Consider the following 24,747-nt stretch of genomic DNA (forward strand, 5'->3'; position numbering starts at 1 on the left):
TCGCGGATTTCCGGGCGTGGGACGAGTCAAGCCTACTTATTTCAGATTCTTTACATGCGGCCCTCTTGATCGACTCGAAAAATGGCTCCTAAAACGACCCTCCGCCGCGGCGTTTCTCGCAGGCGGAATCAGCGAAGGGCGTAACTCGGGGCGGATGCGATTCCGGCTGGGGGTAGCTTTTGCCTGAACGAAATCGACGTGCGGAAAGGGGGCTTTCCGCGTTTGAAGTCTTGTGCCCGTGCGCGGGCGTGTAACCAAAGGGGCGTGTTAGGAATGGATCAAGCCAAGGCCTGGACACGCGTGCGCGGAAATCTGCGACTTTCTGCGGGACAGCGGTTGTTCGACCAGTGGCTGAAGCCGATCGTCCTGATCGAGGGGGGCGACCCGGAAACCGTGCGCCTGGGTCTGCCGTCGCCGTTCATGACCAACTGGGTGAAGGGCCATTACGCCGAACGGCTGCTGATGGAGTTCCGCTCGCAGCTGCCCGACATCCGCACGGTTTCGATCGAGACGCTCGCCCGCGATTCGCGGGAGCTTGCGCCCGAAGCCGAATCGCCGGTTGCCGCTGCCGCCACGCCTGTCGTCGCGGCGCCGATCGCTCCGCGTCCCGCTCTGTCGGCTGAGCGCCCGCGATTTGATTCGCGGTTCACCTTTGAGCGTTTCGTTGTCGATACGTCGAACCGGGTCGCGTTCAACGCAGCCAAGGCGTTGGCCGAGCCGGGCAAGCCGCGTTTCAGCCCACTCTACCTTCACAGCGCGACCGGCCAGGGCAAGACGCACCTGATGCACGCGATCGGCCAGGCCTTCCTTGAGGCATGCCCGGACGCGAGCGCGATCTACATGCCGGCCGAGCGCTTCATGTTCGAATTCGTCCGCGCGGTGCGCGAGAAGGATACGTTCTCGTTCAAGGCGCGGCTGCGCGGCGTCGATCTGCTGATGATCGACGATCTTCAGTTCATCGCCGGCAAGGAATCGACGCAGGAGGAATTCTTCCACACCGTCGACGAGTTCATGCGCGAGGGCAAAAGGCTGGTGATCGCCGCCGATCGCAGTCCGCTGGCGCTAGAGGGCATCGAGGCGCGACTGGCGTCGCGCCTGGGCGCGGGTCTCGCCGCCGACATCAAGCCCGCCGAGCTCGGCCTTCGCCGCGCGATCCTGGGTCGCAAGCTCGAGGATATGCCCGGAGCGCAGGTGCCTTCGGAGGTGCTCGACCTGCTCGCCGCGCGGATCAGCAGCAGCGTCCGTGAGCTCGAAGGCGCGCTCAACCGCCTCGTCGCCTATGCGCAGCTCAACGAGGAGACGGTGACGATCGAGTTCGCCGAGAGCGTGCTGGGCGAGGCGTTGCGCGGCAGCCAGCGCCGCATCACGATCGACGAGATCCAGAAGGCGGTATCGTCGCACTTCGACGTCAAGCAACTCGACCTGGTGTCGCAGCGTCGCGCCGTCGCGATCGCGCGTCCGCGCCAGATCGCGATGTACCTCGCCAAGCGCCTGACCACGCGTTCGCTGCCCGAGATCGGCCGCAAGTTCGGCAATCGCGATCACTCGACCGTGATCCATGCCGTCCGTCGCATCGAGGAACTGCGCGGCACCGACAGCGAGATCGATACCGCCGTGCGCAACCTGATGCGCCAGCTGGAAGCATAGGCGCTCCGCAGAGCGGAATGGGGGCGGGGGCGGAAGGTCAGGGACCTTTCGCCCCCAGCTGTTTCTAGCGGGGCAGTTCGTCGAGGAACGCGGCGACCTCGCCCAGGTTGACCTGCTTGTCGAGATAGGTCGCCCCGATCCCGCGCGCGAGCAGGAAGGGGAGCGTTCCCGCGTCCATCTTCTTGTCGTGCAGCATATGCTCGACCAGCCGCGCGCCGCTGGCGGCGATGCCCGCGCTGGCGAGATCGTGCGGCAGACCGCTCGCCTTGAGGTGCGCGGCGACCCGTTCGGAATCGGACTGTGGGCACAGGCCCTGTCGTGCCGAGAAGGCGAAGGCGAGCGCCATGCCCGCCGCGACACCCTCGCCGTGGAGCAGCTTGTCCGAGAAGCCCGTCTCGGCCTCCAGCGCATGGCCGAAGGTATGGCCAAGATTGAGCAGCGCGCGGCGGCCGGTGGTCTCGCGCTCGTCGTCGGCGACGATCCGCGCCTTCGCGCTCACCGAATGCGCGATGGCGTAGGCGCGGGCGTCCGAATCGCCGGCCAGCAACGCGCCGCCATTGGCCTCGCACCAGGTGAAGAAGTCGGCATCGTCGATCAGGCCGTATTTCACCACTTCGGCATAGCCGGCGCGCTGTTCGCGCAGCGGGAGGGTGTCGAGCAGATCGGGGTCGATCAGCACGAGCGAGGGCTGGTGGAAGGCGCCGACCAGATTCTTGCCCGCCCGGCTGTTGATCGCGGTCTTGCCGCCGACCGAGCTGTCGACCTGCGCCAGCAAGGTCGTCGGAATCTGCACGAAGTTGCAGCCGCGCTTCAGGATCGCGCTGGCAAACCCGACCAGATCGCCGATCACGCCTCCGCCAAGCGCGATGACATGGTCGCCGCGCTCGATACCAAGGTCGAGCAGACGGTCGAGCAGCGCTTCGAGCTGGCTCCAGCTCTTGGTACCCTCGCCAGGGGGAAGGATGATCGTCTCGCTCGCCCGCCCGGCGGCCAGGAGCGCGGCGGCGAGCCGTTCGCCATGCGGCGCGACATTGGCGTCGGTGATAATCACGAACGGGCGCTTGCGGGCAAAGGGCTCCAGCTGTTCGGCGGCGCGGCCGAGCAGCCCGCTCTCGATCCGCACCTCATAGCTGCGCGTGCCGAGCGCGACGGGGACGATTTTCATCGTGTCAGCGCCGCGAGGATCGCGGTCACCGTCGCGTCGTGCGGCGCGGACTTGCTCACCACATGGAATGGCGCGAGCGCATAGACCGGGTTGCGGACGGCGGCGAGTTCGGTGAGCACCTTCAACGGATCCTTTCCACGAAGCAGGGGTCGGTGATCGCGTTTGGCGACGCGTTCGGCCAGGACATGCGGGGGCGCGTCCAGCCAGATCGCGGTCGACTGGTCAAGGATCAGCGCGCGGGTCTCGGCATTCAGGAACGCGCCGCCGCCGGTGGCGATCACCTTGGGCGTTCCGTCCACCAGGCGCGCGATCACACGCCGCTCGCCGTCGCGGAAATGCGCTTCGCCGAACCGTTCGAAGATTTCGGCGATGGTCATGCCCGCCGCCGATTCGATCTCCACATCGGCATCGACAAAGGGAAGATGCAGCCGCTGCGCAAGGCGACGGCCGATCGTGGTCTTGCCCACGCCCATCAGCCCGATCAGGACGATCGGACGTGTCGGCACATAAGGATCGGCGGGGTGGGTTTGCAGCATGGTCGCGGGGGCTATACAGCGAGGGCCGCGCTCGGGCAAAAGGCCCGTGCGCCTGTATTCATTTCCGGTTTGAGGGGGTCGATGTCCCGTTCGCTCATTATTCTTGTCGTGGTTGCCATCCTGTTGATCGGCGGCCTTTTCCTGCTCGCCGGGCGCGACACCGAAAAGCAGCCGGTGGCCGTGGAGAAGGTCGTGCCGCTTGAAAATCTCGCCAACTAACGCCGGACTGACCGCGCTGGCGGTGGTGCTGGCGGCGGGGGCGGTGATCCCGGCGCTGAGCCAGGATCGCCCCGAATCGCTGTTGCCGCCGGGATTCAACGATCCGGCGCCAGCGCCCGCTCCGGCCCCCGCGCCAGCCAGCGTACAGCCGGGGACGCCGCGTCCGGCGGCGACGCCGACTGGCGTCGCCAGCCCGCTGCCCGGCGCGCCGCTGCCGTTGCCGACGCCGGGCGCAACCCCCACCGGGGTGCCCGGCGAGATCGATTATGCGGTCGTCGCCCGCTACGAACTTCCCGATTTCGCCAAGCGCTCGCTGGCGCAGGTTGGCCCCTCGTCGCCCGCGAGCGACGGGTTGCCCGCCAACGCCTTTGGCAATGCCGATGGCGGTTTCCTGCAGGTGCTGATGCGGCGGCTTGATGCGCCGGTCGCCTCGCGCTGGCTCTCGATCGCGCTGCGCCGCGCGTTGCTGTCGCGCGTCGATACGCCCGCGGGCCTCAACGGCGCGGATTTCGCCGCCGAGCGTGCCTGGCTGTTGATCCGCATGGGCGAAGCCGATGCCGCGCGCGCGATGGTGCAGTCGGTCGATATCCAGAATTACACGCCCAAGCTGTTCCAGATCGGAATGCAGGCGATGCTCGCCACCGCCGATCCGGGCGGCATGTGCCCGATGGTCGTGCCGGCGCTGCGTACCGCGCCCGACCGCAACTGGCGTTTCGCCGAGGCGATGTGCGCCGGGCTTGAGGGCGATCCCAGCAAGGCCGGGCCGCTGATCGATTCCGTGCGGCGCAGGATGAGCAACTCGATCGACCTGCTGCTCGCCGAAAAAATGGTCGGCATGGGCGTGTCGGGCCGTCGTGCGGTGACCATCGAATGGGATGCGGTCGATCAGCTGAGTGCCTGGCGTTGGGGGCTGGCGGTCGCGTCGGCGACCGATATTCCCGCCGAACTTTATGGCACGGTTGGTCCGCAGGTGAATTATTGGCGCGCGACCGCGCCGATGCTGGGCTGGCGTGACCGGATCGCGGCGGCCGAGGCTGCGGCCGGGCAGGGGGTCTTCTCCAGCCAGGCGTTGACCGACCTCTATGGCGAGATCGAGGAACAAGAGGACGCGACCACGACCGAGGTCGCCGTCGCCCGCGACCTGCGTGCGACCTTCACCGCGGCGACGCCGGCGGAACGGGTCGAGCGGATGCGCGCGCTTTGGGACGAACCGCAGGGGGCAGGCGCGCGCTACAGCCGCCTGATCCTGACCGCGCGCGCGGCGGCGCGGCTCCATCCCGATGCGGCATTGCGCGATGATGCCGACCGGCTGATCGCATCGATGCTGAGCGCGGGTCTCGATCGTGCCGCAATGCGCTGGCGCGGCGTGGTCGAGCGCGGGAGCGAGGGCGCGGCGCTGCTGCTGCTCGCCGATCCCTCGGGCCGTCCGGTTTCGGCGGGTGACGCGGGCGCCTATCGGGGTGAAAGTGCTGCGCTTTATGCCGCCGCGATGGCGGGTACGGGCCGGGTCGCGGACGGCGATGGCGCGCAGCTGATGCAGGGCGCCGGGGTGAACTTCCAGGGCGCGAACGCCTGGACCCGGGCCATCGACGAGGCCGCGCAGCGCGGCGAACCGGGCACGGTCGTACTGCTCGCCGCGACGGGGATGCAGACGCGTGCTTGGGCGGGCGTGTCGCCCGAGGCGCTCTACCATATCACCCGCGCGCTGACCCGCGTCGGGCTGGGCGGCTATGCACGGATGATCGCCGTCGAGGCGATCACGCGGACTTGAGCGGCGCCGGCCATGACCGCGCGCTGATCGAGCGCTTCCTCGAGATGATGGCGGCGGAGGCGGGGGCCTCCGCCAACACCATCGCCGCCTATGGCACCGACCTGCGGCTCGCCTCGGTGGCGCTGGCCGGCGGGCTCGGCGACGCCGACCGCGCGGCGATCGAACGGCTGGCGCATGAATGGCGGGACCTGTCGCGCGCCACGGTCGCGCGCAAATCGGCGACGCTGCGGCGCTTCTTCGCCTTTCTTGCCGATGAGGGGTTGCGCGCCGACGATCCCGGCGCGGCGCTGCCGCGTCCGGGGAGCGGGCGCGGCCTCCCCAAGACGCTGTCCGCCGCCGATGTCGATCGGATCTTCGCCGCGATCCAGGCGCGAATCGAGCGCGATCCGCCCGATCCGCGCGACCTGCGGCTGCTGGCATTGGTCGAACTGCTCTACGGATCGGGTCTGCGCGCGACCGAGTTGGTGTCGCTGCCGCGTAACGCGGTGCAGCCCGACAAGCCCTATCTGATCCTCAAGGGCAAGGGCGGGCGCGAGCGGCTGGTGCCGCTGTCCGATCGCGCGCGTGCGGCGGTCGCCGCGTGGCGCGATCATGTCGATGCCAAGCGGCCCTGGCTCTTTCCCTCGGGCAAGGCGCATCTCAGCCGCGTGCGCCTCTACCAGATGATTCGTGCGATTGCAGGGGAGGCGGGCATCCCGCCCGACCGGATCAGCCCGCACGTGCTGCGCCATGCCTTCGCAACACATCTGCTGGAAGGGGGCGCGGACCTGCGTGCGCTGCAGGCGATGCTGGGCCATGCCGATATCGCCACGACCGAAATCTATACCCATGTCGACAGCAGCCGGCTGGTGCAGCTCGTCAACGAGCGGCACCCCTTGGCGGACAAACCGCGCGTTGACGCGAGCAAAGAGGGGGCATAGGGCGCCGCGATGGCTACTTTCCTCGAATTCGAGAAGCCGATTGCGGAGCTTCAGGCCCGCATCGACGAACTGCGTGACGCAGCGGCCGGCGGCGAAGTCGATATCGACAGCGAAGTCGCGAAGCTTCAGGCAAAGTCGGACAAGTTCCTGCGCGATGCCTATGCACGCTTGACCCCGTGGCAGAAGACGTTGGTCGCTCGCCATCCGGAGCGGCCGCACTTCAAGCATTATGTCGCGCGGCTGATTACCGATTTCATGCCGCTGGGCGGCGATCGCGCTTTTGCCGACGACGCCGCGATCCAGGGCGGCCTTGGCCGTTTCCGCGGGCGCCGGGTGATGGTGATCGGGCACGAGAAAGGCGACGATACCGCCAGCCGCCTCAAGCATAATTTCGGCATGGGCAAGCCCGAGGGCTATCGCAAGGCGATCCGCCTGGTCGAACTGGCCGACAAGTTCGGTATCCCGGTCATCACCCTGGTCGATACCTCTGGCGCCTTCCCCGGCATGGAGGCCGAGGAGCGCGGGCAAGCCGAGGCGATCGCCCGCTCGACCGAGGCGTGCCTCAACGCCGGCGTGCCCTTGGTCGCGTCGATCCTGGGCGAGGGCGGCTCGGGCGGCGCGGTGGCGCTGGCCGCGGGCAACCGCGTGCTGATGATGGAACATGCCGTTTATTCGGTGATCTCACCTGAAGGTTGCGCCTCGATCCTGTGGCGGACCGCCGACAAGGCCGCCGACGCCGCCGAGGCGATGAAGATCACAGCGCAGCACCTCAAGGAATTGGGCGTGATCGACACGATCGTGCCCGAACCGCTGGGTGGCGCGCATCGCGACCGCGATGCCGCGATCGATTCGCTGGGCGATGCAATCGAATCAGCGCTGGGCGAACTGGCCGGACAGGACGCGCATACGCTGCGTCAGGGCCGCCGCGCCAAGTTCCTGGCGATGGGCCGCACCTGATCCTGGTTCGGCAGCGGGACGGCTGGACTCGCGTCCCACCGCAAAAGAAAAGGGCGGCGAACCGATGGTCCGCCGCCCAATTCTTTTTCGTTTGAACGAAGGGTCTTACGACGCCTTCATGTTCGACGAAACGTTGGTGAAGGTGGTCTTGAGCTGGTTGCCCAGGCCCTGCATCGCGGCAATCGCGGCGACGGCGATCAGAGCGGCGATCAGGCCGTACTCGATTGCGGTGGCGCCCTTCTTGTTGCCAAAAATCTTACGGATCGTCTTCATACCGGTCTCCATCCTGTTCACAAGCTTCAGTTACCCGGCTGTCCGCGGGTAAAGCCCGTGTCCAGCAAGGACGGAAATTAGGGGGTGGAAGTTAACAAAGGGCTTAGACGCGACGAGTGGCTGGATAAATCAGCGGGCGCGTTGCACCGCGTCGCTGACGTTGCTCCACATGCCGGTGGTGGTATCGGCCAGCCCGAGGAGCGCGGCCATCATGGCAAGTACGATCAGCGCCAGAATCAGGCCGTATTCGACTGCGGTCGCTGCGCGACGGCATCGAAGCAATTGGCTAGTGAGCGTCGTCAGCACTTGCATCGGTACAGCCTTGTCCGATTGGAATTACTGAAAACTACGGAAACAAGATTAATGAAATGTCGATGCTGATTCCCGGAAACTCCGATTCGGAGATGTCGCAGCGAGCGCTGCTGATGGTCGTCGCCGCCGCGCTGGTAGACGGCGATGGCCGCGTGCTGGTGCAGCAGCGTCCCCCAGGTAAACCGATGGCGGGACTATGGGAGTTTCCGGGCGGCAAGGTCGATCCCGGCGAGTTGCCCGAGGCAGCCCTGTGCCGCGAACTGGAGGAGGAATTGGGCATCGGCGTGGAGCGTGCGTGCCTTGCGCCCGCGACCTTTGCCAGCGAATCGCTGGGCGACCGTCATCTGCTGTTGCTGCTCTACGCGCTGCGCAAATGGAACGGCGTCCCCCAGGCACATCACGCGACCGCGCTCAAATGGGTGCGTCCGCTCGAACTGCACCGGCTTGAGATGCCGCCCGCGGACAAGCCGCTGATCGGCCTGCTGGAAGCCCTGATCTAGGGTTTGGGTCCTGGCTTGAGCGCCGCCGCGAGCGATGCTGTCGCCGAGCCGCGGCGTGCGGGCTGGGGTTGCGAGGGGTCGGGTGCCCAGCCGGTCAGGAAAATCGTATCGAATCGCTCGGTCGTACGGCCTTCCCCATCGGCGCGTGCGGCGAAGCCAGCGGTGGCGCGCGCGACGGTTGCACGGCTTAGCGGCGGCGAAGAGGGGAGCAGGCTGGTGCTCGCCATGCCGCGCAGGTCGCGCACCAGATCGAACAGGCTGGCATAGCGAACGTTGAGCGTCTCGACGTCCGCAACCGGCAATGCGAACCCAGCGCGCATCAGAAGATCGCCGGCGGCGCGGACATCCACCTGCGGGTGAACGCGGGCAGCGGCTCGATCGGCCTCCGCCTCAAGCATTACAGGCCGCAGCGTCGATAGCGTGGCGCCGCCCAGGAGGGCGCCCAGGAACAGGCCGTCCGGACGGAGTGCGCGCCGGATCAGGCTGAGTGCGCCGGGGAGGTCGTTGACCGTATCCAGGCTGCCGGCCGCGATGACCAGATCGAAACTGCCGTCCGGGAAATGCGGCTGGTCCTCCTCGCCCTGAATGCCGCCTGCCATCGCGGCGAAGCGCGCACCGGCATCGACGCGGGTGACCCGGGCACCGGGCGGGGCCGTAAAGCCGCCGTCGAAGCAACCAAGGTCGAGCACATCGGTGAAGTCCCGGCGTACCGCGTCGAGGCGCTCAACGATCCCCTCGACCATCCAGTCCCGGATGAAGGCGGCATCGGCGAAGCGGGGGGCGGCGCGGTCGCGGCGGTCGCGGCGGCGCGCGCGGTCGAAGATCTCGGGAGGAGTCGTCACGCGGCGGCTTGTGCCGCTTTCGCTGGCGCGCGACAAGCGGGAGCGAGGGGGCAGAATGGGGGTAGCCGAGCCGGTCTTGAAACTCGTCGCGCTGGCGCTTCCGCCGCGTTGCCCGGGTTGTGGCGAAGTGGTCGATGCCGATCATCGTTTCTGCGCGGTCTGCTGGGGGCAGTTGACGCTGATCGCGCCTCCTTGGTGCGCGACCTGCAACCTGCCGTTCGACTATGATCGCGGGCCGCTGGCACAATGCGGCCAGTGTCTCTCCGTCCCGCCCCGGCATGACGGGATGCGTGCGGCGGTCGTCTATGGCCCGGCGGCGCGCGCGCTGGCGCTCAAGCTCAAATATGGCCGCCGCACCGCCTATGCCGCCACCGCGGCGGGGCTGATGGCACGGCTGATGCCCGCCGACACCGACTTGCTGGTCCCCGTGCCGCTCCATCGCTGGCGCATCTGGGGACGGGGGTTCAACCAGGCGGCGCTGATCGCGCGTGCCCTTTCCCGGCGTTCGGGCGTACCGGTGGAGCTCGATCTGCTCCGTCGGGTGAAGGCGACGCCGGTGCTGCGGGGGCTTGGAGCACGCGGGCGCGCGAAGGCGGTGGCGGGCGCCTTCGCCGCGGCGCCGGCGGCGCGGGAGGCCCTCAACGACAGGGCGGTGGTGCTGGTCGATGATGTCCATACCAGCGGCGCCACCACCGATGCTTGTGTCCGCATACTCAAGCGGGCTGGGGCGGCACGGGTGACGGTGCTGTGCTGGGCGCGCGTGATCGATCCCGACGCCGAAGATTGACAAGTTTGGCTTGCGCTCTCACCTCGGAAAGTGATGGCAAAGATCGAAATCTATACCAAGGCGTTCTGCGGCTATTGCGCGCGGGCCAAGTCGTTGCTCGACAGCAAGGGCGCCGACTATGAGGAATTCGACCTGACGATGGGCGGGCCGAAGCGTGCCGAGATGATTCAGCGCGCCAATGGCCGTACCACGGTGCCGCAGATCTTCATCGACGGCGCGCATATCGGTGGATCGGACGATCTGGCGGCGCTGGAGCGTGAGGGCAGGCTGGACGCACTGCTCGGCCGATGAAGGCCGCGATCCTTCAGATGACGAGCGGGATCGACCCGCTCGCCAATGCCCACACCCTGACCGATGGCATCGTGCAAGCCGCAGCGGGCGGCGCGGCGATGCTGTTCACCCCGGAGATGTCGGGGTTGCTCGATCGCCAACGCGAGCGGGCGGCGGCGAACATCGTCGCCGAGGGCGAGGATCGGGTTCTCGCCGCGGTGCGCGAAGCGGCGGCGAGGCATGGCGTCTGGGTGCATCTGGGATCGCTCGCGCTCAAGGGCGAGGGCGACGGCCGCTTCGTCAATCGCGGCTTCGTGATCGATGGCGCCGGCGAAATCTGCGCGCGTTACGATAAGCTGCATTTGTTCGACGTCGATTTGCCGACCGGCGAGCGCTGGCGCGAGTCCGATGCCTATGCGCCGGGCGCTGGCGCGGCGGTGGTCGGGACGCCGCTGGGCAAGCTCGGCCTCGCCATCTGCTACGATCTGCGCTTCCCCGATCTGTTCCGTGCGTTGACCAATGCGGGCGCGACCCTGCTCGCCGTGCCTGCCGCCTTCACCCGCCCGACGGGGCAGGCGCATTGGCATGTGCTGCTGCGCGCGCGCGCGATCGAGGCGGGGGTGCATGTCATCGCCGCCGCGCAGACCGGCGAGCATGCGGATGGCCGCGCCACCTATGGCCACAGCCTCGCCATCGATCCCTGGGGCGACGTGCTGCTCGATATGGGCGAGGGCGCTGGACTGGGTTTCGTGGAGATCGATCCCGCGCGGGTAGTGGATGTGCGTTCGCGTGTTCCCGCGCTCGCCCATCGCCGCGCGATCCCGCCGGTCGCGGTGATCGAATGATCGTCTTCGACCTGAAATGCGGTGGCGGCCATGTGTTCGAAGCATGGTTCGGCTCGAGCGCCGACTATGAAAGCCAGCGGGAGCGGGCGCTGATCGCCTGCCCGATGTGCGGCAACGACTCGATCGACAAGGCGGTGATGGCACCCAATGTCGCCGCCAAGGGCAATCGCCGCGCCGATACACCGGCGGGCAAGCCCGACCCCAAGGTGTTGATGGCTGCGCTGGCGGAAGTGCAGGCGAAGATGCTCGACGGCTCCAAATGGGTCGGCGTCGCTTTTGCCGACAAGGCACGCGCGATGCACCTGGGGGAGGAGGCGCACGCCCCGATTCACGGCCAGGCCAGCGCTGAAGAGGCTAAGGCGCTGATCGAGGAGGGCGTGGCCGTCGCGCCGCTCCCACTGCCTGTGGTTCCGCCCGAGCAGTGCAATTAACCCTTTCTGCTCCTTTAAACAGGGGTTGGCCGTGCTGACGAAAGCTGGCTATTGGAGCGTTGAGTGACTCCGTAGCTCAGCAGGATAGAGCATCAGATTCCTAATCTGAGGGCCGCGCGTTCGAATCGCGCCGGGGTCACCATTTTCCTTCTCCGAACGGTTTGACTTCATGGCTGCGGACGCACATCTCTGTGGCATGTCTTGTTCCGAACATCGGCGGCGATACCGCACCCATGCGGGACAACTCCTGGCGGGCATCTAGCCCCGGGCTCTCCACCGGCATGTCCCGAGGAGCTCGGGGCCAAGGATCGATGATCCGCATCGCCTTTCCATCTGGAAGGGCGTGTTTTGCCTTCAGGAGAAATGACAATGAGCGCGACGCGCGCGGCCAAGACCCGGCCGCAAATCCACATGATCGATACCGAGGCCGAGCGGCTCTCGGAGCTGGCGATGAACATCGAAACCGCGATGCCGCAGGTCAGCGAACTGCTGCTGCGCGAGACCACGCGCGCGAGGACGCACCGCGCGACGGCAATGCCCGCGGACGTGGTGACGATGGGGGCCGAGGTCGAGTATCGCGATGAGGCGAGCGGCATCACCCGCACCGTGACGCTCGCCTGGCCGCAGGATGCGGATATCGCGGCGGGCCGCATCTCGATCCTCACCCCGATCGGGGCGGGGTTGATCGGGTTGCGCGAGGGGCAGCAGATTCTGTGGCCCGACCGCGAGGGCCGCGAACGTAACCTGACGATCGTGAGAGTCGGTCAGCCTAACGCCGCCTGATCGGACATCGCCTCCGGTACACATCATCGTGCCGGAGGCGCCCCGCCCCTTCGCACTTGCAACATGCGCGTCTTGCTTCTAACGGCTCATGCGAATCGTTATCATTAGCAGGGGTGCAAGATGCAGGTCGTTCGTTGTTCGGGAAAGTGGCTCAATAGCCTCTCACGGCCCGCGTTGATCGCCTGCGCGCTGGCGGTGCCCATGCTCGCCGCCGCCCATGAGGGCGACGAAGCCGACGCCGGCCAGAGCGACACGGTCGTCATCACGGGGGTCAACACCAAGGGCACCGGATCGGGCACCAAGACCGATACCCCGCTGATGGAGACGCCGCAGAGCATCACCGTGATCGACGGTGAGGAGCTGACGCTGCGCAACGCCCAGTCGATCAACCAGGCGCTGGGCTATGTCGCGGGCGTTTCTCCGAACCAGCGCGGCGGCATGGTCACCCGCTATGACCAACTGATCCTGCGCGGGTTCTCGCCGGGCGTCTATCAGGACGGGATGCGGCTCATCGCCGGCCCCTATTCGACACCCCAGATCGACTTCAACCGCGTCGAGCGGATCGACATCGTCAAGGGGCCGGCATCGGTCCTCTACGGCAATTCCACGCCCGGCGGGCTGGTCAACCTCGTCAGCAAGATGCCCGAGGCGACTGCGTTCGGCCGGGTCGAGCTCCAGGCGGGCAATTACGACACGCTGCGCGCGGTGGCCGATATTAACCAGCCGCTCGACGGCGAGGGGCGGCTGTTGTTCCGAGTCGTCGGCGGCTGGCAAAAGGGCGACGGGCTGACGCGCGGCACGTTCAGCGAGCGCTATCATGTCAGCCCGATGGTCACCTTCGCGCCGACCGACCGGACCAGTCTCACCCTGATCGCCACCTATCAGCGTTCGCCTTCGGGCGGCGGCTATTCGGGCGTGCCCGCCTATGGATCGGTGTTGGCCAACCCGTTCGGGGAGCTGCCGCGCGACATCAACACCGGCGATCCCGCCTATGAGCGCTACGACCACAAGCAGAAGGCGATCGCCGCCTTCTTCCGCCACGAATTCAACGACGGCCTGAGCTTCCGTTCGAACTTCCGCTTCCAGAACAATCAGCTGAGCTACCGCCAGCTCTATGTCGCGGGCTTCACGACGACGGGAGCAGGCGCCAACCGCAACAGCGACTTCTCGACGATCATCCGCGGCGGCGGTGGGGCGGACGAGGATTTCGACACGCTGACGCTCGACAATCATTTCGCCGCGAAGTTCGCGACCGGGCCGCTCCAGCACAATGTTCTGGTCGGCATCGACTATCAGAACATCACCGGCGAGAATTTCCAGCAGTTCAATACCGGCGTCTCGACGAACCCGCTGACCAGCATCCCGAACCTCAACCTGTTCAACCCTGTGTATGGCGGCGCGATGCCCAGCCTCGACCTGACCTCGCTCTCGTCAGGCTACGTCAACACCTATGGCAAGCGGAACCAGGTCGGCGTCTATCTGCAGGACCAGATCGCGATCGGACGGCTCCAGTTGATCGCAAGCGGCCGCTTCGACTGGTATGATCAAACGACGCAGAACAAGCGGGTCGCGCCTGGCGGGAACGGCGCCGCGACCTTCCTGTCGCAGAATGCCTTCACCGCGCGGCTGGGCGCGCTCTATGAATTCGAGTTCGGCCTTTCGCCCTATTTCAGCTTCTCGGAATCGTTCGAGCCGCAGACCGGGACCCGCTATGTGCCGGGTACCAACCCCTTGCGGACCGAGCCGTTCGAGCCGGTGACCGGCCGCCAATATGAGGCGGGCCTGAAGTTCCAGCCAAGGGGCACCAACGCGATCTTCACCGCATCGGTCTATGATCTGCGGCGGCGCAAGGTGCCGGTCGCGGATCCCGGCGCGCCCGCCAACGGCCTGCCGTCCAACTCGCAGATCCAGATCGGCGAGGTGCGGGTGCGCGGCGTCGAACTGGAAGGGCGGGGCGAGGTCGCCCCCGGCCTCGACGTGATCGTGGCAGGCAGCTACACCGATGCGATCATCACCCAGGGGACCAAGGCGACCCCGGCGACCGCCACCGTCGGCGCGGTCCCGACCACCACCGGCACGCGCCAGCTCGGTACGCCCGAATGGCTCGCTTCGGGCTTCGTTTCCTATGATTTCGGCCGCAACACGGGTGTGACGGGCCCGCTCGGTGGGCTGAAGCTTGGTGCCGGCGTGCGCTATGTTGGCGGCTCGGACGGTACCACCCAGTATAAGGTGGTGGGCGGCGTCGCGATTTTTGAGCGCTTCACGACGGACTCGTTCACGCTGGTCGATGCGATGCTGGGCTATGACCTCGGCAAGGCGAGCGACGCGCTGAGCGGCTTCAGCCTGGCGGTGAACGCTGCGAACCTGTTCGACACGCGTCACATCAGCGCCTGTCCCTTCAACAACAGCTGTTATTTCGGGGCTGGGCGCACCGTGACGGCATCGCTGCGCTTCAACTGGTGATCCAGGCCGGTTCCGCTTCCTCCTCTTGGGAGCGGAACCGCGAACAACGCGGACATGAAAAAAGGCCCCCGAGGCGTGAACCTCGGGGGCCTTCGCTGTCCTGGCCGGCAAGAATACCGGCCGTGGATTAGCTGACGTGCTTGGCGATGTGCTTGTTCAGTTCGAACATCGTCGCCTTGTCACCGCCGAAGACCTTCTTCAGCTTGTCGTCGGCCAGGATCTCGCGCTTGTTGGCGGGGTTCTGGAGATTGTTCTTCTTGATGTGATCCCACATCTTGCTGACGATCTCGCTGCGCGGCAGCGGACCGGCGCCGACGATCGCGGCGAGGTCGGCCGAGGGGGTGACGGGCTTCGCGATGCCGCCACGGGCCCCGCCGGATGCCTTCTTTTCCGCCATATTTTCTTCTCCTCTGTGAGCCGGTGACAAGCCCCCGGGCTCAGATATGCTCCAGCGCCGACGGCTTGTGGGCTGCGTTCCCACCGTTGTCGCTGGAAGACGATGTACTGTGGTTCTTTACGCGATGCACGTACTTGATGGCCTTTCAAGACCATAACGGGCGTTTGTTTGTGGAGAACTCGCCCTCTGAGCGCGCCTGAGGACCGTTTATCCGCCACAGGGCGTTCCCTGAGGGGGCAAGTCGGTCCGATTCTCTCCACATGGGGTAAAACGGGGAAGGGCGCGCCCGGTTTCCCGGACACGCCCTCCTGCCGCCGGAATGCCCCGGCTGGTCCCGTTTGAACCCTTAGAACTTCACGCGCGCCTTCACGCCGTAGAAGCGCGGCGGCGCGGGATAGACCGCGAAGCTAGCGCCCTGTTCGGGGACAGGGAACGAGGTGATGTTGTAATAGGTGTCGAACAGGTTCTCGACATAGGCCTCGATCCCGAACCGGCCACCTTCACCGAAGTTCAGTCCGACGCGCGCGTTGACGATGCTGTAGCCGTCATTGGTGGTGTAGGGCCGCGCGATCGGGTTGTTGATCGTGTTCGCATCACTGTTGGTGCGCCAGTCGACATGGAACAGCGCGCCGACATTGTCGCTGATCTGCGGGGTCCAGGTCACCGCGCCGGTGATGACGTTGCGCGGCGAGTTGGTCAGGGGCTTGCCATTGTCCGAACCGGCGAGTGGGTCCTTCACCTCGGTGTCGAGCAGCGTGTAGTTGAGCGCGAAGGTCAGGTTCGAGCTCGGACGGATCACCGATTCAAGCTCGATGCCCTTCGAAACCACCTTGGCGAAGTTGCGGGTAACGAAGCGCGTGCCCTCGAAGGAGTTGTTCTGGTAGCCCTTGAACTCCTGATAGAAGCCCGCGAGGTTGATCTGGAGACCGCGGATCGGGTTGCTCTTCAGGCCGATTTCAAAGGCGTCGACCAGTTCGTTGCCGAATTCCAGATCGCTGATCTGCGCGCCGTTGCCGCCGAGTAGCCGTGAGTCGAACGAACCGCGATCGAGGTTGTAGCCGCCCGACTTATAGCCGCGATCATAACCGCCATAGAGCAAATAGTTGTCGGAGAGCTTGAATGCGAGCTTCGCGGTGCCAGTGAACTCGTCCTCGGTCCGCTTGCCGTTGTACGCGCCGTTGAACTCCGAATTGATGGTCGGGTTACAGGTGTAGAGATGGGCGAGGCCGAACAGGCCGAGCGGATTGCTCGGGCTCGCCCCCTGCGACATCAGCGCTTGCCGGAACAGAGCCGAGTTCGGATTGAGCCAGAAGCTGCACGACGGCACCGACGCGTTGAGGTTGGCGTCGATCTTCTTGGTCTCGCGGTTGTAGCGCAGACCCAGCGTCAGCGACAGATTGTCGGTGAAGTTGATGATGTTGTGCGTGAACAGCGCGAACGCCTGGGTGTCCACCTTGTAGCGATCGGCCACCTGGCCAGCGCCATCCGGCGTGCGTGGGATCGGCTGGAGGAACGTCGCGAGCACGGCCGGGCCACCCGCGGCGGCGGCGGCGGCCAGCGTCGGGTTCGTCGCCAGCGCGACCTGTCCGAACAGTGGCACGCCCGCACCCAGCGTTCCGAACAGCTGTGCGCCGTTCGGCAGCAGCGCGTTCCGGGTCAGCTGGCTGAAGATACCGTCGACGAACTGGTCGGCTTGGGTGCCGTATCGGACCACATCGGTCAGGTTCAGCTTCTCGTTGAGGTAGAAGCCGCCCACGAGCCAGTCGAGCTTGCCGTCGAACGCGCTGCCCTTGAGGCGCAGTTCCTGGGTGAAGTCCTTGATGCCCGTGCGATAGCCGTCGCGATAGGCGCGGTCGGCGCCGGAGAAGTCGATGTCCTGGCTACGCACCGCGCGCCAGTCGCGATAGGCGGTGATCGAGGTGAGGGTGACGTCGCCCAGATTCCAGTCGAGCTGGCCCGAAATGCCCCATTCCTTGACCTTTTCGGTCAGGTCGCGGTTGGGCGATGTCGCCATCTGCCGCCCCTCGCGGTTGAAGGGACGGACGATGCCGTCACGGCCGACCGCGCCGCCCAGCGCGGGCGTGCCCGCCAGCGCCTCGATCAGGTTGCTGGTGATGAAACCCAGGACGCCGCCGCTGGTGGTCGTGTCTCGACCCGACGGAAGCAGTTCGAAGCCCGATCCGGAATTGAGCGCGCCGCAGCATGCCTCATCCGTCTGCGCATAGTCGCCGATCAGGCGGAAGGTGACGTTCGTCGTCTCGAACTTCGCCTGGCCGCGGACGAACCAGCGGTCGACATTGTTGAAGTCGCGGCCGGTGTTGGGATCGGTGATATAACCGTCACGCTTGTGATAGCCGCCGTCGACACGCAGCGCGAGCTGCTCGGTCACGCCGCCGGTGATGCCGGCCTTGACCTCGACCTCGTTATAATTGCCGTACGAACCCTCGATATAGCCGCCCAGGTCGAACGAGGGCCCCTGGGTCGTGATGCTGAGCGCACCGGCCGAGGTATTGCGGCCGAACAGCGTGCCCTGCGGACCGCGTAGCACTTCGACGCGATCGATCGGCGGGAGGTCGGACAGGGCGACGCCCGCGCGGGCGCGGAACACGCCGTCAATGAACACGCCCACCGCCGGCTCGAAGCCGGGGTTGTCGCCCGCGGTGCCGATGCCGCGGATACGCAGCACGACGCCGGTTGCCGCCGACTGGCCCGTCGTCACCTGAAGGCTGGGCGTCACCTGGCGCAGGCCGCGAATATCGCTGACGCCGGCATTCTCAAGCTGTTCCGCACCGACGACGCTGACCGCGATCGGCACGTCCTGTGCCGCCTGGGCTCGGCCCGTGGCGGTGACGACGACTTCTTCGGTGACGTCGGCTGGATCGGCCTGTGCCGCATCCTGCGCGAAGGCTGGGGTGGTGGCCATCAGGGTGATGGCGGTTGCGGTGAGCAGTTGGAACTTCCGCATGAAAGACTCCTCTCTGGGGGTGGCGCCGCTTCTCTGGCCGGTCGCCTGTTTCTATTGGCGAAGCTACCGCTCCCCGAATCCTTACGTCAACGTCAAATCACGCTAGGAATCCCCCGGAAATGCTTGCTATTCCGGTTCGCAACGGGTTGTTGCCGAAGCGCAACACAGGCAAGTGAGCTTGCCGTAGCGTCACGCACGAAACACAGGATTTGCAGGACGATGAGCTGTCACGATCACGATGAGCCCGAGGATGGCGATATGGTCGCCTCGCCGCCCAAGATCGAAGTGCCGGATGAGGTTGCGGAAGCGGTTCGCACCATTCTGCGCTGGACCGGGGACGATCCGAATCGCGAAGGCCTGATCGATACGCCCAAGCGCGTCGCGCGTGCCTGGAAGGAATATTGCCAGGGCTATGGCGAGGATCCCGCGCACCATCTGTCGCGGATCTTCGAGGAGGTCGGCGGCTATGATGAGATCGTGCTGCTGAAAGACATCCCCTTCCAGTCGCATTGCGAGCATCACATGGCGCCGATCATCGGCAAGGCGTCGATCGCCTATCTGCCGCAGGATCATGTCGTCGGCATCTCGAAGCTCGCGCGCGTCCTGCACGCCTATGCCCGGCGGCTTCAGGTTCAGGAACGCCTGACCGCCGAGGTCGCCGACTGTATCTGGAATCACCTCCACCCGCGCGGCGTCGCGGTGGTGATTGAGGCGAGCCACGCCTGCATGACTGCGCGTGGCGTGCGCACGCCCGGCGTCGGCATGGTCACCAGCCGGATGATGGGTGTGTTCCGCGAGGATGAGCGCAGCCGCAAGGAAGTGCTGGCGCTGATGGGCTATTAAGCCATGCGTGTTCTTGTCACCGGTGGTGCGCGGCGGATCGGCGCGGCGATCGTGCGGCACCTGGTGTCCGCCGGGCACAAGGTGGCGTTGCATCACCATGACTCCCATGACGAGGCGGAAGCGCTAGCCGTGGAGCTTGGCGTTGTGCTCGTCACCGCCGACCTTGCCGATGCGGCGGAGACGCGTGGGCTGGTGCAAGCCGCGGCCGATGCGCTGGGCGGGCCGGTCGAGGGATTGGTCAACAACGCGTCGCTCTTCGCCTGGGACGCGCTGCCGGTCGCGGACTATGGCGGGCTCGACCGCCACATGCATGTCAACCTCGGCGCGCCGCTGGTGCTCGCATCGGCGGTGGCGGCGCAGATCGGGTTGGGGCAGGGGGCGATCGTCAACTTGCTTGACCAGAAACTCGACAACCCGAACCCCGATTTCCTGACCTATACGCTGAGCAAGGCGGGCCTGGCCGAGGCGACACGGCTGTTGGCGATGGCGTTGGCGCCGCGGATTCGCGTCAATGCGGTTTCGCCGGGCATCTCGCTGCCCAGTCTCGACCAGAGCGAGGCCGAGTTCGCCAGGGCGGCGACGCGGAACCTGCTCGAACGGCAGGTGGAGATCGCCGACATCGCCCGCACGGTCGAGCATCTGCTCACCGCGCGCAGCATTACCGGTCAGAACGTGTTCGTCGATTGCGGCCAGCGCTTTGTGCGTCGCGAAGGGGATGTGATGTTCGAGGGGCGAGAGCGCCCGCATGGTTGAATATACGGTCCTGCTCGAAGGGCTTGAGGTCGCGATCGGCCTTGGCATTCACGATCATGAGCGCGTAGCGCCGCAGCGCGTGGCGGTGAGTGTCTGGCTGACCTGCGCCTACGAGGTGGTCCCTGCGGATCGGATCGAGGCGGTGGTCGATTACGACTATCTGCGTGAGGGGATACGCGCGCTGGCCGCCGCGCGGCACATCGAGCTGCAGGAGACGCTGTGCGAAGCGGTCGCGCGGCTTGCGCTCGCCGCTGATCCGCGCGTGCGCGCGGTCAAGGTCCGGTCGATGAAGCTCGACGTCTATCCCGATGCGCGCGTAGGATGCGAAGTCGTACGAGTGCGCGATTGATCTGGGGGGATTGGATCGATGTTGCAGGCAGCTCTGGTCGCCTTGTTGTTCGCGGCGCAGTCAACGCCACCGATCCGTCCCGCGCCGTTTCCCGCGCCGCGCCCGACCCCTCCGACACCGATCGCTCCTATCGATAACCCGGCGGGGGACGAGCGCCCACGCCTCACCTTCCTGCCCGATCCCAGCATCTACTACCCGCCCGCCGCGCTCGCCGAGGAGCGTGAGGGAACGACGTTGCTGCGCTGCACTCTGACCCAGGAAGGCACGCTGGTCGATTGCGGGGTGCACCAGAGTTCGGGGTCTCCGGACCTCGATACCGCCGCCTTCCAGATCGCCGTCCGTGCACGCTACACGCCGATGCGGGTGGCGGGAAAGGCGGTGAAGGCGACGGTGGTTCTGCCGGTGCGTTGGGTGATCGGCGGCTGATTTTCGAGTTTTTGGGTTGGAGGAAGCCGACTCCCGCCCTATGTCCTGCACGTTCCGCCGTTCAGCGGCGGGCAACATGGGGTTGGTACAGGGTACATCGTGCAACTGCTGCTGTTTCTCTCCGCGCTTCTGGCGGGTCTGACCGGTGCCTTCGCTGGCGACCGTGACCTGCGCGCGGCTCAGCGGCAGAGCGAAACGGCGATCACCCGCGCGGCAGAAGTTGCCGCGGACGCGGTCACCGTGGTTGCCGCGGCCCGTATCTCCACCTCAACCGCGACGCCGCAGCTTCCCGCCGCCGCGTCTTTCGCCATTCACGCCGCGCCGGCGCTTCGTCCCGCACGGCTGACGAGCGAGCGCCGGCTGGAATAGCCGCGCCGCCGCCTCGCCCGGATCGAACGGGTGGGTGGCCTCCTTCGCATACGCAATAGTTGCGCTCGCTTGCCGGGCGCACACCCCGCAATTTCATCAGACTGGAATCCATCATGTTCGGCGGTTTGGCCAAATCCCTGTTCGGTTCGTCCAACGACCGGTACGTCAAAGGCCTCGGGGCCATTGTTCAGAAGATCAATGCGTTCGAGCCCGCGCTTGAAATCCTTTCCAACGAGGAGCTCGCGGCACAGACCGTGAAGTTCCGTGACCGGCTCGCGAACGGTGAGAAGATCGATTCGATCCTTCCCGAAGCCTTCGCCACTGTCCGTGAAGCGTCGCGCCGCGTGCTCGGCATGCGCCATTTCGACGTCCAGATGATCGGCGGCATCGTCCTCCATCGCGGCGAGATCGCCGAGATGCGCACGGGCGAGGGCAAGACGCTCGTGGCGACGCTCGCCACCTACCTCAACGCGCTGCCGGCGCAGGGCGTCCACGTCATCACCGTCAACGACTATCTTGCCCGCCGCGACGCGGAATGGATGGGCCAGATCTACAAGTTCCTCGGCCTCACCGTCGGCGTGATCGTCCCCAACCTCGCCGATCATCTGCGCCGTGAGGCCTATCACGCAGACATCACCTACGGCACGAACAACGAATTCGGCTTCGACTATCTGCGCGATAACATGAAGTATGAGCGCGCATCGATGGTGCAGCGCCCCTTCGCCATGGCGATCGTCGACGAAGTGGACTCGGTGCTGATCGACGAGGCGCGCACGCCGCTGATCATCTCCGGCCCAACCGACGACAAATCCGAGCTGTACATGCAGGTCGATGCGGTGGTGAAGCAGCTCGACGAGAAGCTGTACGACAAGGACGAGAAGCAGAAGAGCGTCGTCCTGACCGAAGAGGGCATCGAGACCGCCGAGCGGATGCTCGAGGCGGCAGGGCTGCTCCAGGGCGACAATCTGTACGATTTCGAGAATACCCAGGTGGTCCACCACCTCAATCAGTCGCTGCAGGCGAACGTCATGCGCAAGCGCGACATCGACTATATCGTCAAGGACGGGAAGGTCGTCATCATCGACGAATTCACCGGTCGCATGATGGACGGCCGCCGCTGGTCGGACGGCCTGCACCAGGCGGTCGAGGCCAAGGAAGGCGTGAACATCGAGCCGGAGAACCAGACGCTCGCCTCGATCACCTTCCAGAATTATTTCCGCATGTACCCGAAGCTGTCGGGCATGACCGGCACGGCCGCGACCGAGGCGCCCGAATTCTTCGACATCTACAAGATGAACGTGGTCACCATCCCGACCAACAAGCCGGTGCAGCGCGTCGATCAGGACGACGAGTTCTACAAGACCCAGCAGGACAAGTTCATCGCCATCGCCCGCTCGATCAAGGAGCATGCGGCGAAGGGGCAGCCGGTGCTGGTCGGTACCGTCTCGATCGAAAAGTCGGAATTGCTGTCCGAATATCTCGCCAAGGAAGGCGTCGATCACTCGGTGCTCAACGCGCGCCAGCATGAGAATGAGGCGCATATCGTGGCGCAGGCCGGCCGTCTCGGCGCGGTGACGATCGCCACCAACATGGCGGGCCGGGGCACCGACATCCAGCTCGGCGGCAACGTCGAGTTCCGCGTCGAGGACGAACTCAAGGAAATGGCCGAAGGGCCGGAGCGCGATGCGGCGATCGAGCAGATCAAGGCTGAGGTCGGGGCGGAGAAGCAGAAGGTCCTCGAAGCCGGCGGCCTGTTCGTGCTCGGCACCGAGCGGCATGAAAGCCGCCGCATCGACAACCAGCTGCGCGGCCGTTCGGGCCGTCAGGGCGACCCGGGCCTGTCGCGCTTCTACCTCAGCCTCGACGACGATCTGTTGCGCATCTTCGGTCCGGACACGCTGTTCGCGAAGATGATGCGCAACAACATCGCCGATGGCGAGGCGATCGGCAGCAAGTGGCTGACCAAGGCGATCGAGACCGCGCAGAAGAAGGTCGAGGCGCGCAACTACGATATCCGCAAGCAGGTCGTCGAATATGACGACGTCATGAACGACCAGCGCAAGGTGATCTACGAGCAGCGCTCGGACATCATGGACGCCGAGACCGTCGGCGATGTGGTCGAGGACATGCGCGCCGAGACGGTCAACGATCTCGTCGGCCGCTTCTGCCCGGCAGAGACCTATCCCGAGCAGTGGAATGTCGAGGGGCTCAAGGAAAATGTCCAGAAGACGCTTGGCCTTGAGGTTCCGGTCGAGACGTGGATCGCCGAGAAGGACGGGCTCGAGCCCGAGGATGTCGAGAACCGCATCCGTGAGCAGGCCGACGCACGCGTGAAGGCCAAGTCCGACGATCTCGATCCTGAGACCTGGGTGCAGATCGAAAAGTCGATCCTCCTGCAGAATCTCGACCATCACTGGAAGGAGCATCTCGGCACGCTCGATGCGTTGCGTCAGGTTGTCCACCTGCGCGCCTATGCGCAGAAGACGCCGATCAACGAGTATAAGCAGGAAGCCTTTGCGATGTTCGAGCGCATGCTCGGCAACATCCGTGAAGACGTCACGCGCACGCTCGCCTGGGCGGAGTTCCAGTTCCAGGCCCCGCCCGAGCTTCCCGAACTGCCCGACTTCCTGACGACGCATATCGATCCGCTGACCGGGATCGACAACAGCGCCGATTGGGATGCCGGTTCGGCCGGGCTGATCTCGAACGAGCTGCCCGCGCTTCAGATCCCGCGTCCGGATGGCGAGGCCCTGGGCGACGATCCGTCGGAATGGGCGGGCCGCGTCAGCCGCAACGCCCCGTGCCCGTGCGGGTCGGGCAACAAGTACAAACACTGCCACGGCTCGCTGTAACGGCGTTCCATCACCTCCAGCCAAAACCGTCACCCCGGCGTTGTGCCGGGGCCCACGATGCGTCAGGCGACGCCGTGGAGTCGCAAGACGGCGTTCGCCGCCCGGTCCCCCCGCGGCTCAAGGCCGGCGTGAAGACTGGATTGCGATGATGCCGGCAACGAAAAGGGCCGCCCGGTTTCCCGGACGGCCCTTTTTGTACCTTGGTGTCGTTCAGCGTGGCTTGGGCTGGCTGATCGACGGGCCGAGATTCTCGAGTACTTCGCGCGCGTTGAAGGCGCGGACATTGTCCGGCTTGCGCCCACGGCCGACGATCACCTCGGCGGTCGCCTCGTAGCGATCAACCGTGCGGACATCGATGTCGCGATCCCAGAACGGGTCGCCATAGAAGGGGCTCCAGCCGCGCCAGCCCCAGCGCGGGCTGTAATAGCGCCACGACGGTCCCCAATAGCCCCAGGGGCCGGAGTTGAAAGGGCGGTCGATATAGGTGTTGGTCTTCTTCTCGGTGTCGCGGTCCGAAAGGATGAAATAGTCGAAGCCGCGCTCCACGGTGAGCTGCGCGGCGCGATAGAGCAGATAGCGCTCGACCGTCTCGCGCGACGTGAGGCTGTTGCCCGAGAAGCTGACGCGGAACCGGTCGCTCTCGATCTGCTCGTCCCAATATCCGTTGCGGTACGAACCGCTGCCGGTGGCGGGCTGATAGGGCGTGGGCGTCGCGCAGGACGCAAGCACCGATGCCGACGCAAGGGCGAGGGCAAGCGCCGCGACCCGCGAACGGCGGGACTGACTGGTGCGCATGATATTCCTCCTAATCAACTGCGGCGACTCGTGCCGATATGTGGTTGTAACGAATAGTCTAACGCAAATGTCCATTCGCTGAACGATCATTCACGGAACGGAGTGGCGCGCGCATACCCGTAATGGCCCGGGCGCGATGGCGCGCCGCTGGCGGATTGGCGAGTCTGAAGGAGGAATCGCTGGCTCCCTGAGTAGGATTCGAACCTACGGCCGCTCGATTAACAGTCGAGAGCTCTACCGCTGAGCTATCAGGGAACGACAGCGAGGGGCGCCTATA

General features: G+C 65.9%; 26 protein-coding genes and 2 tRNA genes. 19 read left to right on the plus strand and 9 right to left on the minus strand.

Annotation, left to right across the window (positions count from 1 at the left end; genetic code table 11):
- The first annotated feature begins 273 nt into the window (after positions 1-273).
- Positions 274-1,647, plus strand: a complete 1,374-nt coding sequence (gene dnaA, locus AC07M1_RS06210; RefSeq protein WP_495161692.1) for a chromosomal replication initiator protein DnaA — start codon at positions 274-276, stop codon at positions 1,645-1,647.
- A gap of 64 nt (positions 1,648-1,711) precedes the next feature.
- Here dnaA and aroB read toward each other — a convergent pair whose 3' ends face one another.
- Together aroB and AC07M1_RS06220 are read right to left on the minus strand one after the other, a co-directional pair.
- Positions 1,712-2,812 carry a 3-dehydroquinate synthase gene (gene aroB, locus AC07M1_RS06215; RefSeq protein WP_495161693.1) on the minus strand — a complete coding sequence of 367 codons (1,101 nt, stop codon included), beginning with the start codon at positions 2,810-2,812 and terminating at the stop codon, positions 1,712-1,714.
- A complete protein-coding gene (locus AC07M1_RS06220) occupies positions 2,809-3,348 on the minus strand; it encodes a shikimate kinase (RefSeq protein ID WP_495161694.1) in 540 nt (179 codons plus the stop codon). Before AC07M1_RS06220 ends, aroB begins: the two co-directional genes overlap by 4 nt.
- Before the next feature lie 81 nt (positions 3,349-3,429).
- Here AC07M1_RS06220 and AC07M1_RS06225 point away from each other — a divergent pair, with 81 nt between their 5' ends.
- Genes AC07M1_RS06225 through AC07M1_RS06240 form a run of 4 tightly spaced genes read left to right on the plus strand, consistent with a single transcriptional unit; the run spans position 3,430 to position 7,215 of the window.
- Positions 3,430-3,567, plus strand: a complete 138-nt coding sequence (locus AC07M1_RS06225) for a hypothetical protein (protein WP_495161695.1) — start codon at positions 3,430-3,432, stop codon at positions 3,565-3,567.
- The gene (locus AC07M1_RS06230; RefSeq protein WP_495161696.1) at positions 3,548-5,338 is read left to right on the plus strand and encodes a hypothetical protein; all 1,791 of its coding nucleotides are present in this window, start codon (positions 3,548-3,550) and stop codon (positions 5,336-5,338) included. Before AC07M1_RS06225 ends, AC07M1_RS06230 begins: the two co-directional genes overlap by 20 nt.
- Positions 5,335-6,258 (plus strand): tyrosine-type recombinase/integrase, encoded by a 924-nt coding sequence (locus tag AC07M1_RS06235; RefSeq protein WP_495161697.1) that lies wholly within the window; start codon positions 5,335-5,337, stop codon positions 6,256-6,258. Before AC07M1_RS06230 ends, AC07M1_RS06235 begins: the two co-directional genes overlap by 4 nt.
- A 9-nt stretch (positions 6,259-6,267) precedes the next feature.
- The gene (locus AC07M1_RS06240; RefSeq protein ID WP_495161698.1) at positions 6,268-7,215 is read left to right on the plus strand and encodes an acetyl-CoA carboxylase carboxyltransferase subunit alpha; all 948 of its coding nucleotides are present in this window, start codon (positions 6,268-6,270) and stop codon (positions 7,213-7,215) included.
- 105 nt (positions 7,216-7,320) lie between these two features.
- On the opposite strand, the gene AC07M1_RS06245 is transcribed toward AC07M1_RS06240, so the two are convergent.
- Both AC07M1_RS06245 and AC07M1_RS06250 read right to left on the minus strand, forming a co-directional pair.
- A complete protein-coding gene (locus tag AC07M1_RS06245; protein WP_447723764.1) occupies positions 7,321-7,488 on the minus strand; it encodes a Flp family type IVb pilin in 168 nt (55 codons plus the stop codon).
- Positions 7,489-7,617: 129 nt separating this feature from the next.
- Positions 7,618-7,800 (minus strand): Flp family type IVb pilin, encoded by a 183-nt coding sequence (locus AC07M1_RS06250; RefSeq protein ID WP_495161699.1) that lies wholly within the window; start codon positions 7,798-7,800, stop codon positions 7,618-7,620.
- 56 nt (positions 7,801-7,856) lie between these two features.
- Here AC07M1_RS06250 and AC07M1_RS06255 point away from each other — a divergent pair, with 56 nt between their 5' ends.
- Positions 7,857-8,300 carry a (deoxy)nucleoside triphosphate pyrophosphohydrolase gene (locus AC07M1_RS06255; RefSeq protein ID WP_495161700.1) on the plus strand — a complete coding sequence of 148 codons (444 nt, stop codon included), beginning with the start codon at positions 7,857-7,859 and terminating at the stop codon, positions 8,298-8,300.
- On the opposite strand, the gene AC07M1_RS06260 is transcribed toward AC07M1_RS06255, so the two are convergent.
- Positions 8,297-9,178 (minus strand): methyltransferase domain-containing protein, encoded by an 882-nt coding sequence (locus AC07M1_RS06260; protein ID WP_495161701.1) that lies wholly within the window; start codon positions 9,176-9,178, stop codon positions 8,297-8,299. The two genes, AC07M1_RS06255 and AC07M1_RS06260, sit on opposite strands and share 4 nt — an antisense overlap.
- Before the next feature lie 19 nt (positions 9,179-9,197).
- Here AC07M1_RS06260 and AC07M1_RS06265 point away from each other — a divergent pair, with 19 nt between their 5' ends.
- The 7 genes from AC07M1_RS06265 to AC07M1_RS06295 all read left to right on the plus strand — a co-directional run bounded on the left by AC07M1_RS06265 (position 9,198) and on the right by AC07M1_RS06295 (position 14,721).
- The gene (locus AC07M1_RS06265; RefSeq protein ID WP_495161702.1) at positions 9,198-9,929 is read left to right on the plus strand and encodes a ComF family protein; all 732 of its coding nucleotides are present in this window, start codon (positions 9,198-9,200) and stop codon (positions 9,927-9,929) included.
- A 33-nt stretch (positions 9,930-9,962) separates the two neighbouring features.
- A complete protein-coding gene (gene grxC, locus AC07M1_RS06270) occupies positions 9,963-10,220 on the plus strand; it encodes a glutaredoxin 3 (protein ID WP_495161703.1) in 258 nt (85 codons plus the stop codon).
- Positions 10,217-11,044, plus strand: a complete 828-nt coding sequence (locus AC07M1_RS06275; RefSeq protein ID WP_495161704.1) for a carbon-nitrogen hydrolase family protein — start codon at positions 10,217-10,219, stop codon at positions 11,042-11,044. The genes grxC and AC07M1_RS06275 overlap by 4 nt, the downstream gene beginning before the upstream one ends.
- Entirely contained in the window at positions 11,041-11,475 is a 435-nt protein-coding gene (locus AC07M1_RS06280; RefSeq protein WP_495161705.1) for a DUF1178 family protein, read from the plus strand. Before AC07M1_RS06275 ends, AC07M1_RS06280 begins: the two co-directional genes overlap by 4 nt.
- A 65-nt stretch (positions 11,476-11,540) precedes the next feature.
- Positions 11,541-11,617, plus strand: a tRNA-Arg gene (locus AC07M1_RS06285).
- Between the two features lie 227 nt (positions 11,618-11,844).
- A complete protein-coding gene (gene rnk / locus AC07M1_RS06290; protein WP_495161706.1) occupies positions 11,845-12,258 on the plus strand; it encodes a nucleoside diphosphate kinase regulator in 414 nt (137 codons plus the stop codon).
- A gap of 120 nt (positions 12,259-12,378) precedes the next feature.
- Positions 12,379-14,721 (plus strand): TonB-dependent siderophore receptor, encoded by a 2,343-nt coding sequence (locus AC07M1_RS06295; protein WP_495161707.1) that lies wholly within the window; start codon positions 12,379-12,381, stop codon positions 14,719-14,721.
- Positions 14,722-14,848: 127 nt separating this feature from the next.
- Here AC07M1_RS06295 and AC07M1_RS06300 read toward each other — a convergent pair whose 3' ends face one another.
- Together AC07M1_RS06300 and AC07M1_RS06305 are read right to left on the minus strand one after the other, a co-directional pair.
- On the minus strand, positions 14,849-15,118 hold the full coding sequence (locus AC07M1_RS06300) for an SWIB/MDM2 domain-containing protein (RefSeq protein ID WP_066574787.1): 270 nt from the start codon (positions 15,116-15,118) through the stop codon (positions 14,849-14,851).
- Between the two features lie 346 nt (positions 15,119-15,464).
- Positions 15,465-18,083 (minus strand): TonB-dependent receptor, encoded by a 2,619-nt coding sequence (locus AC07M1_RS06305; protein ID WP_495161708.1) that lies wholly within the window; start codon positions 18,081-18,083, stop codon positions 15,465-15,467.
- Between the two features lie 258 nt (positions 18,084-18,341).
- Here AC07M1_RS06305 and folE point away from each other — a divergent pair, with 258 nt between their 5' ends.
- The 6 genes from folE to secA all read left to right on the plus strand — a co-directional run bounded on the left by folE (position 18,342) and on the right by secA (position 23,675).
- Complete coding sequence (folE, locus tag AC07M1_RS06310) at positions 18,342-18,926, plus strand: GTP cyclohydrolase I FolE (RefSeq protein WP_495162819.1); 585 nt, start codon at positions 18,342-18,344, stop codon at positions 18,924-18,926.
- Between the two features lie 3 nt (positions 18,927-18,929).
- On the plus strand, positions 18,930-19,679 hold the full coding sequence (locus AC07M1_RS06315) for an SDR family oxidoreductase (RefSeq protein WP_495161709.1): 750 nt from the start codon (positions 18,930-18,932) through the stop codon (positions 19,677-19,679).
- Complete coding sequence (locus tag AC07M1_RS06320; protein WP_495161710.1) at positions 19,672-20,028, plus strand: dihydroneopterin aldolase; 357 nt, start codon at positions 19,672-19,674, stop codon at positions 20,026-20,028. Before AC07M1_RS06315 ends, AC07M1_RS06320 begins: the two co-directional genes overlap by 8 nt.
- A gap of 18 nt (positions 20,029-20,046) precedes the next feature.
- Positions 20,047-20,454 (plus strand): energy transducer TonB, encoded by a 408-nt coding sequence (locus AC07M1_RS06325; RefSeq protein WP_495161711.1) that lies wholly within the window; start codon positions 20,047-20,049, stop codon positions 20,452-20,454.
- Positions 20,455-20,553: 99 nt separating this feature from the next.
- Positions 20,554-20,823 (plus strand): hypothetical protein, encoded by a 270-nt coding sequence (locus AC07M1_RS06330; protein WP_495161712.1) that lies wholly within the window; start codon positions 20,554-20,556, stop codon positions 20,821-20,823.
- A 113-nt stretch (positions 20,824-20,936) separates the two neighbouring features.
- Positions 20,937-23,675 (plus strand): preprotein translocase subunit SecA, encoded by a 2,739-nt coding sequence (gene secA, locus AC07M1_RS06335; protein ID WP_495161713.1) that lies wholly within the window; start codon positions 20,937-20,939, stop codon positions 23,673-23,675.
- Positions 23,676-23,885: 210 nt separating this feature from the next.
- Here the strand turns inward: secA and AC07M1_RS06340 are convergent, their stop codons facing one another.
- Together AC07M1_RS06340 and AC07M1_RS06345 are read right to left on the minus strand one after the other, a co-directional pair.
- On the minus strand, positions 23,886-24,470 hold the full coding sequence (locus AC07M1_RS06340) for a CC0125/CC1285 family lipoprotein (RefSeq protein WP_495161714.1): 585 nt from the start codon (positions 24,468-24,470) through the stop codon (positions 23,886-23,888).
- 180 nt (positions 24,471-24,650) lie between these two features.
- Positions 24,651-24,725 (minus strand) — tRNA-Asn (locus tag AC07M1_RS06345).
- Between the last annotated feature and the right edge of the window lie 22 nt (positions 24,726-24,747).

This window comes from Sphingomonas sp. GW821-FHT10C01 (assembly GCF_059415525.1).

Excerpts from the sequence above, each read along its gene's own strand:
- aroB (WP_495161693.1), bottom strand. The coding sequence starts at position 2,812 with ATGAAAATCGTCCCCGTCGCGCTCGGCACGCGCAGCTATGAGGTGCGG.
- AC07M1_RS06250 (WP_495161699.1), bottom strand. The coding sequence starts at position 7,800 with ATGCAAGTGCTGACGACGCTCACTAGCCAATTGCTTCGATGCCGTCGC.
- AC07M1_RS06340 (WP_495161714.1), bottom strand. The coding sequence starts at position 24,470 with ATGCGCACCAGTCAGTCCCGCCGTTCGCGGGTCGCGGCGCTTGCCCTC.
- AC07M1_RS06320 (WP_495161710.1), top strand. The coding sequence starts at position 19,672 with ATGGTTGAATATACGGTCCTGCTCGAAGGGCTTGAGGTCGCGATCGGC.
- AC07M1_RS06305 (WP_495161708.1), bottom strand. The coding sequence starts at position 18,083 with ATGCGGAAGTTCCAACTGCTCACCGCAACCGCCATCACCCTGATGGCC.
- rnk (WP_495161706.1), top strand. The coding sequence starts at position 11,845 with ATGAGCGCGACGCGCGCGGCCAAGACCCGGCCGCAAATCCACATGATC.
- AC07M1_RS06225 (WP_495161695.1), top strand. The coding sequence starts at position 3,430 with ATGTCCCGTTCGCTCATTATTCTTGTCGTGGTTGCCATCCTGTTGATC.
- AC07M1_RS06240 (WP_495161698.1), top strand. The coding sequence starts at position 6,268 with ATGGCTACTTTCCTCGAATTCGAGAAGCCGATTGCGGAGCTTCAGGCC.
- AC07M1_RS06220 (WP_495161694.1), bottom strand. The coding sequence starts at position 3,348 with ATGCTGCAAACCCACCCCGCCGATCCTTATGTGCCGACACGTCCGATC.
- AC07M1_RS06280 (WP_495161705.1), top strand. The coding sequence starts at position 11,041 with ATGATCGTCTTCGACCTGAAATGCGGTGGCGGCCATGTGTTCGAAGCA.
- AC07M1_RS06300 (WP_066574787.1), bottom strand. The coding sequence starts at position 15,118 with ATGGCGGAAAAGAAGGCATCCGGCGGGGCCCGTGGCGGCATCGCGAAG.
- folE (WP_495162819.1), top strand. The coding sequence starts at position 18,342 with ATGGTCGCCTCGCCGCCCAAGATCGAAGTGCCGGATGAGGTTGCGGAA.
- AC07M1_RS06295 (WP_495161707.1), top strand. The coding sequence starts at position 12,379 with ATGCAGGTCGTTCGTTGTTCGGGAAAGTGGCTCAATAGCCTCTCACGG.
- grxC (WP_495161703.1), top strand. The coding sequence starts at position 9,963 with ATGGCAAAGATCGAAATCTATACCAAGGCGTTCTGCGGCTATTGCGCG.
- AC07M1_RS06255 (WP_495161700.1), top strand. The coding sequence starts at position 7,857 with ATGTCGATGCTGATTCCCGGAAACTCCGATTCGGAGATGTCGCAGCGA.
- AC07M1_RS06275 (WP_495161704.1), top strand. The coding sequence starts at position 10,217 with ATGAAGGCCGCGATCCTTCAGATGACGAGCGGGATCGACCCGCTCGCC.
- secA (WP_495161713.1), top strand. The coding sequence starts at position 20,937 with ATGTTCGGCGGTTTGGCCAAATCCCTGTTCGGTTCGTCCAACGACCGG.
- AC07M1_RS06265 (WP_495161702.1), top strand. The coding sequence starts at position 9,198 with ATGGGGGTAGCCGAGCCGGTCTTGAAACTCGTCGCGCTGGCGCTTCCG.
- AC07M1_RS06325 (WP_495161711.1), top strand. The coding sequence starts at position 20,047 with ATGTTGCAGGCAGCTCTGGTCGCCTTGTTGTTCGCGGCGCAGTCAACG.
- AC07M1_RS06315 (WP_495161709.1), top strand. The coding sequence starts at position 18,930 with ATGCGTGTTCTTGTCACCGGTGGTGCGCGGCGGATCGGCGCGGCGATC.
- dnaA (WP_495161692.1), top strand. The coding sequence starts at position 274 with ATGGATCAAGCCAAGGCCTGGACACGCGTGCGCGGAAATCTGCGACTT.
- AC07M1_RS06245 (WP_447723764.1), bottom strand. The coding sequence starts at position 7,488 with ATGAAGACGATCCGTAAGATTTTTGGCAACAAGAAGGGCGCCACCGCA.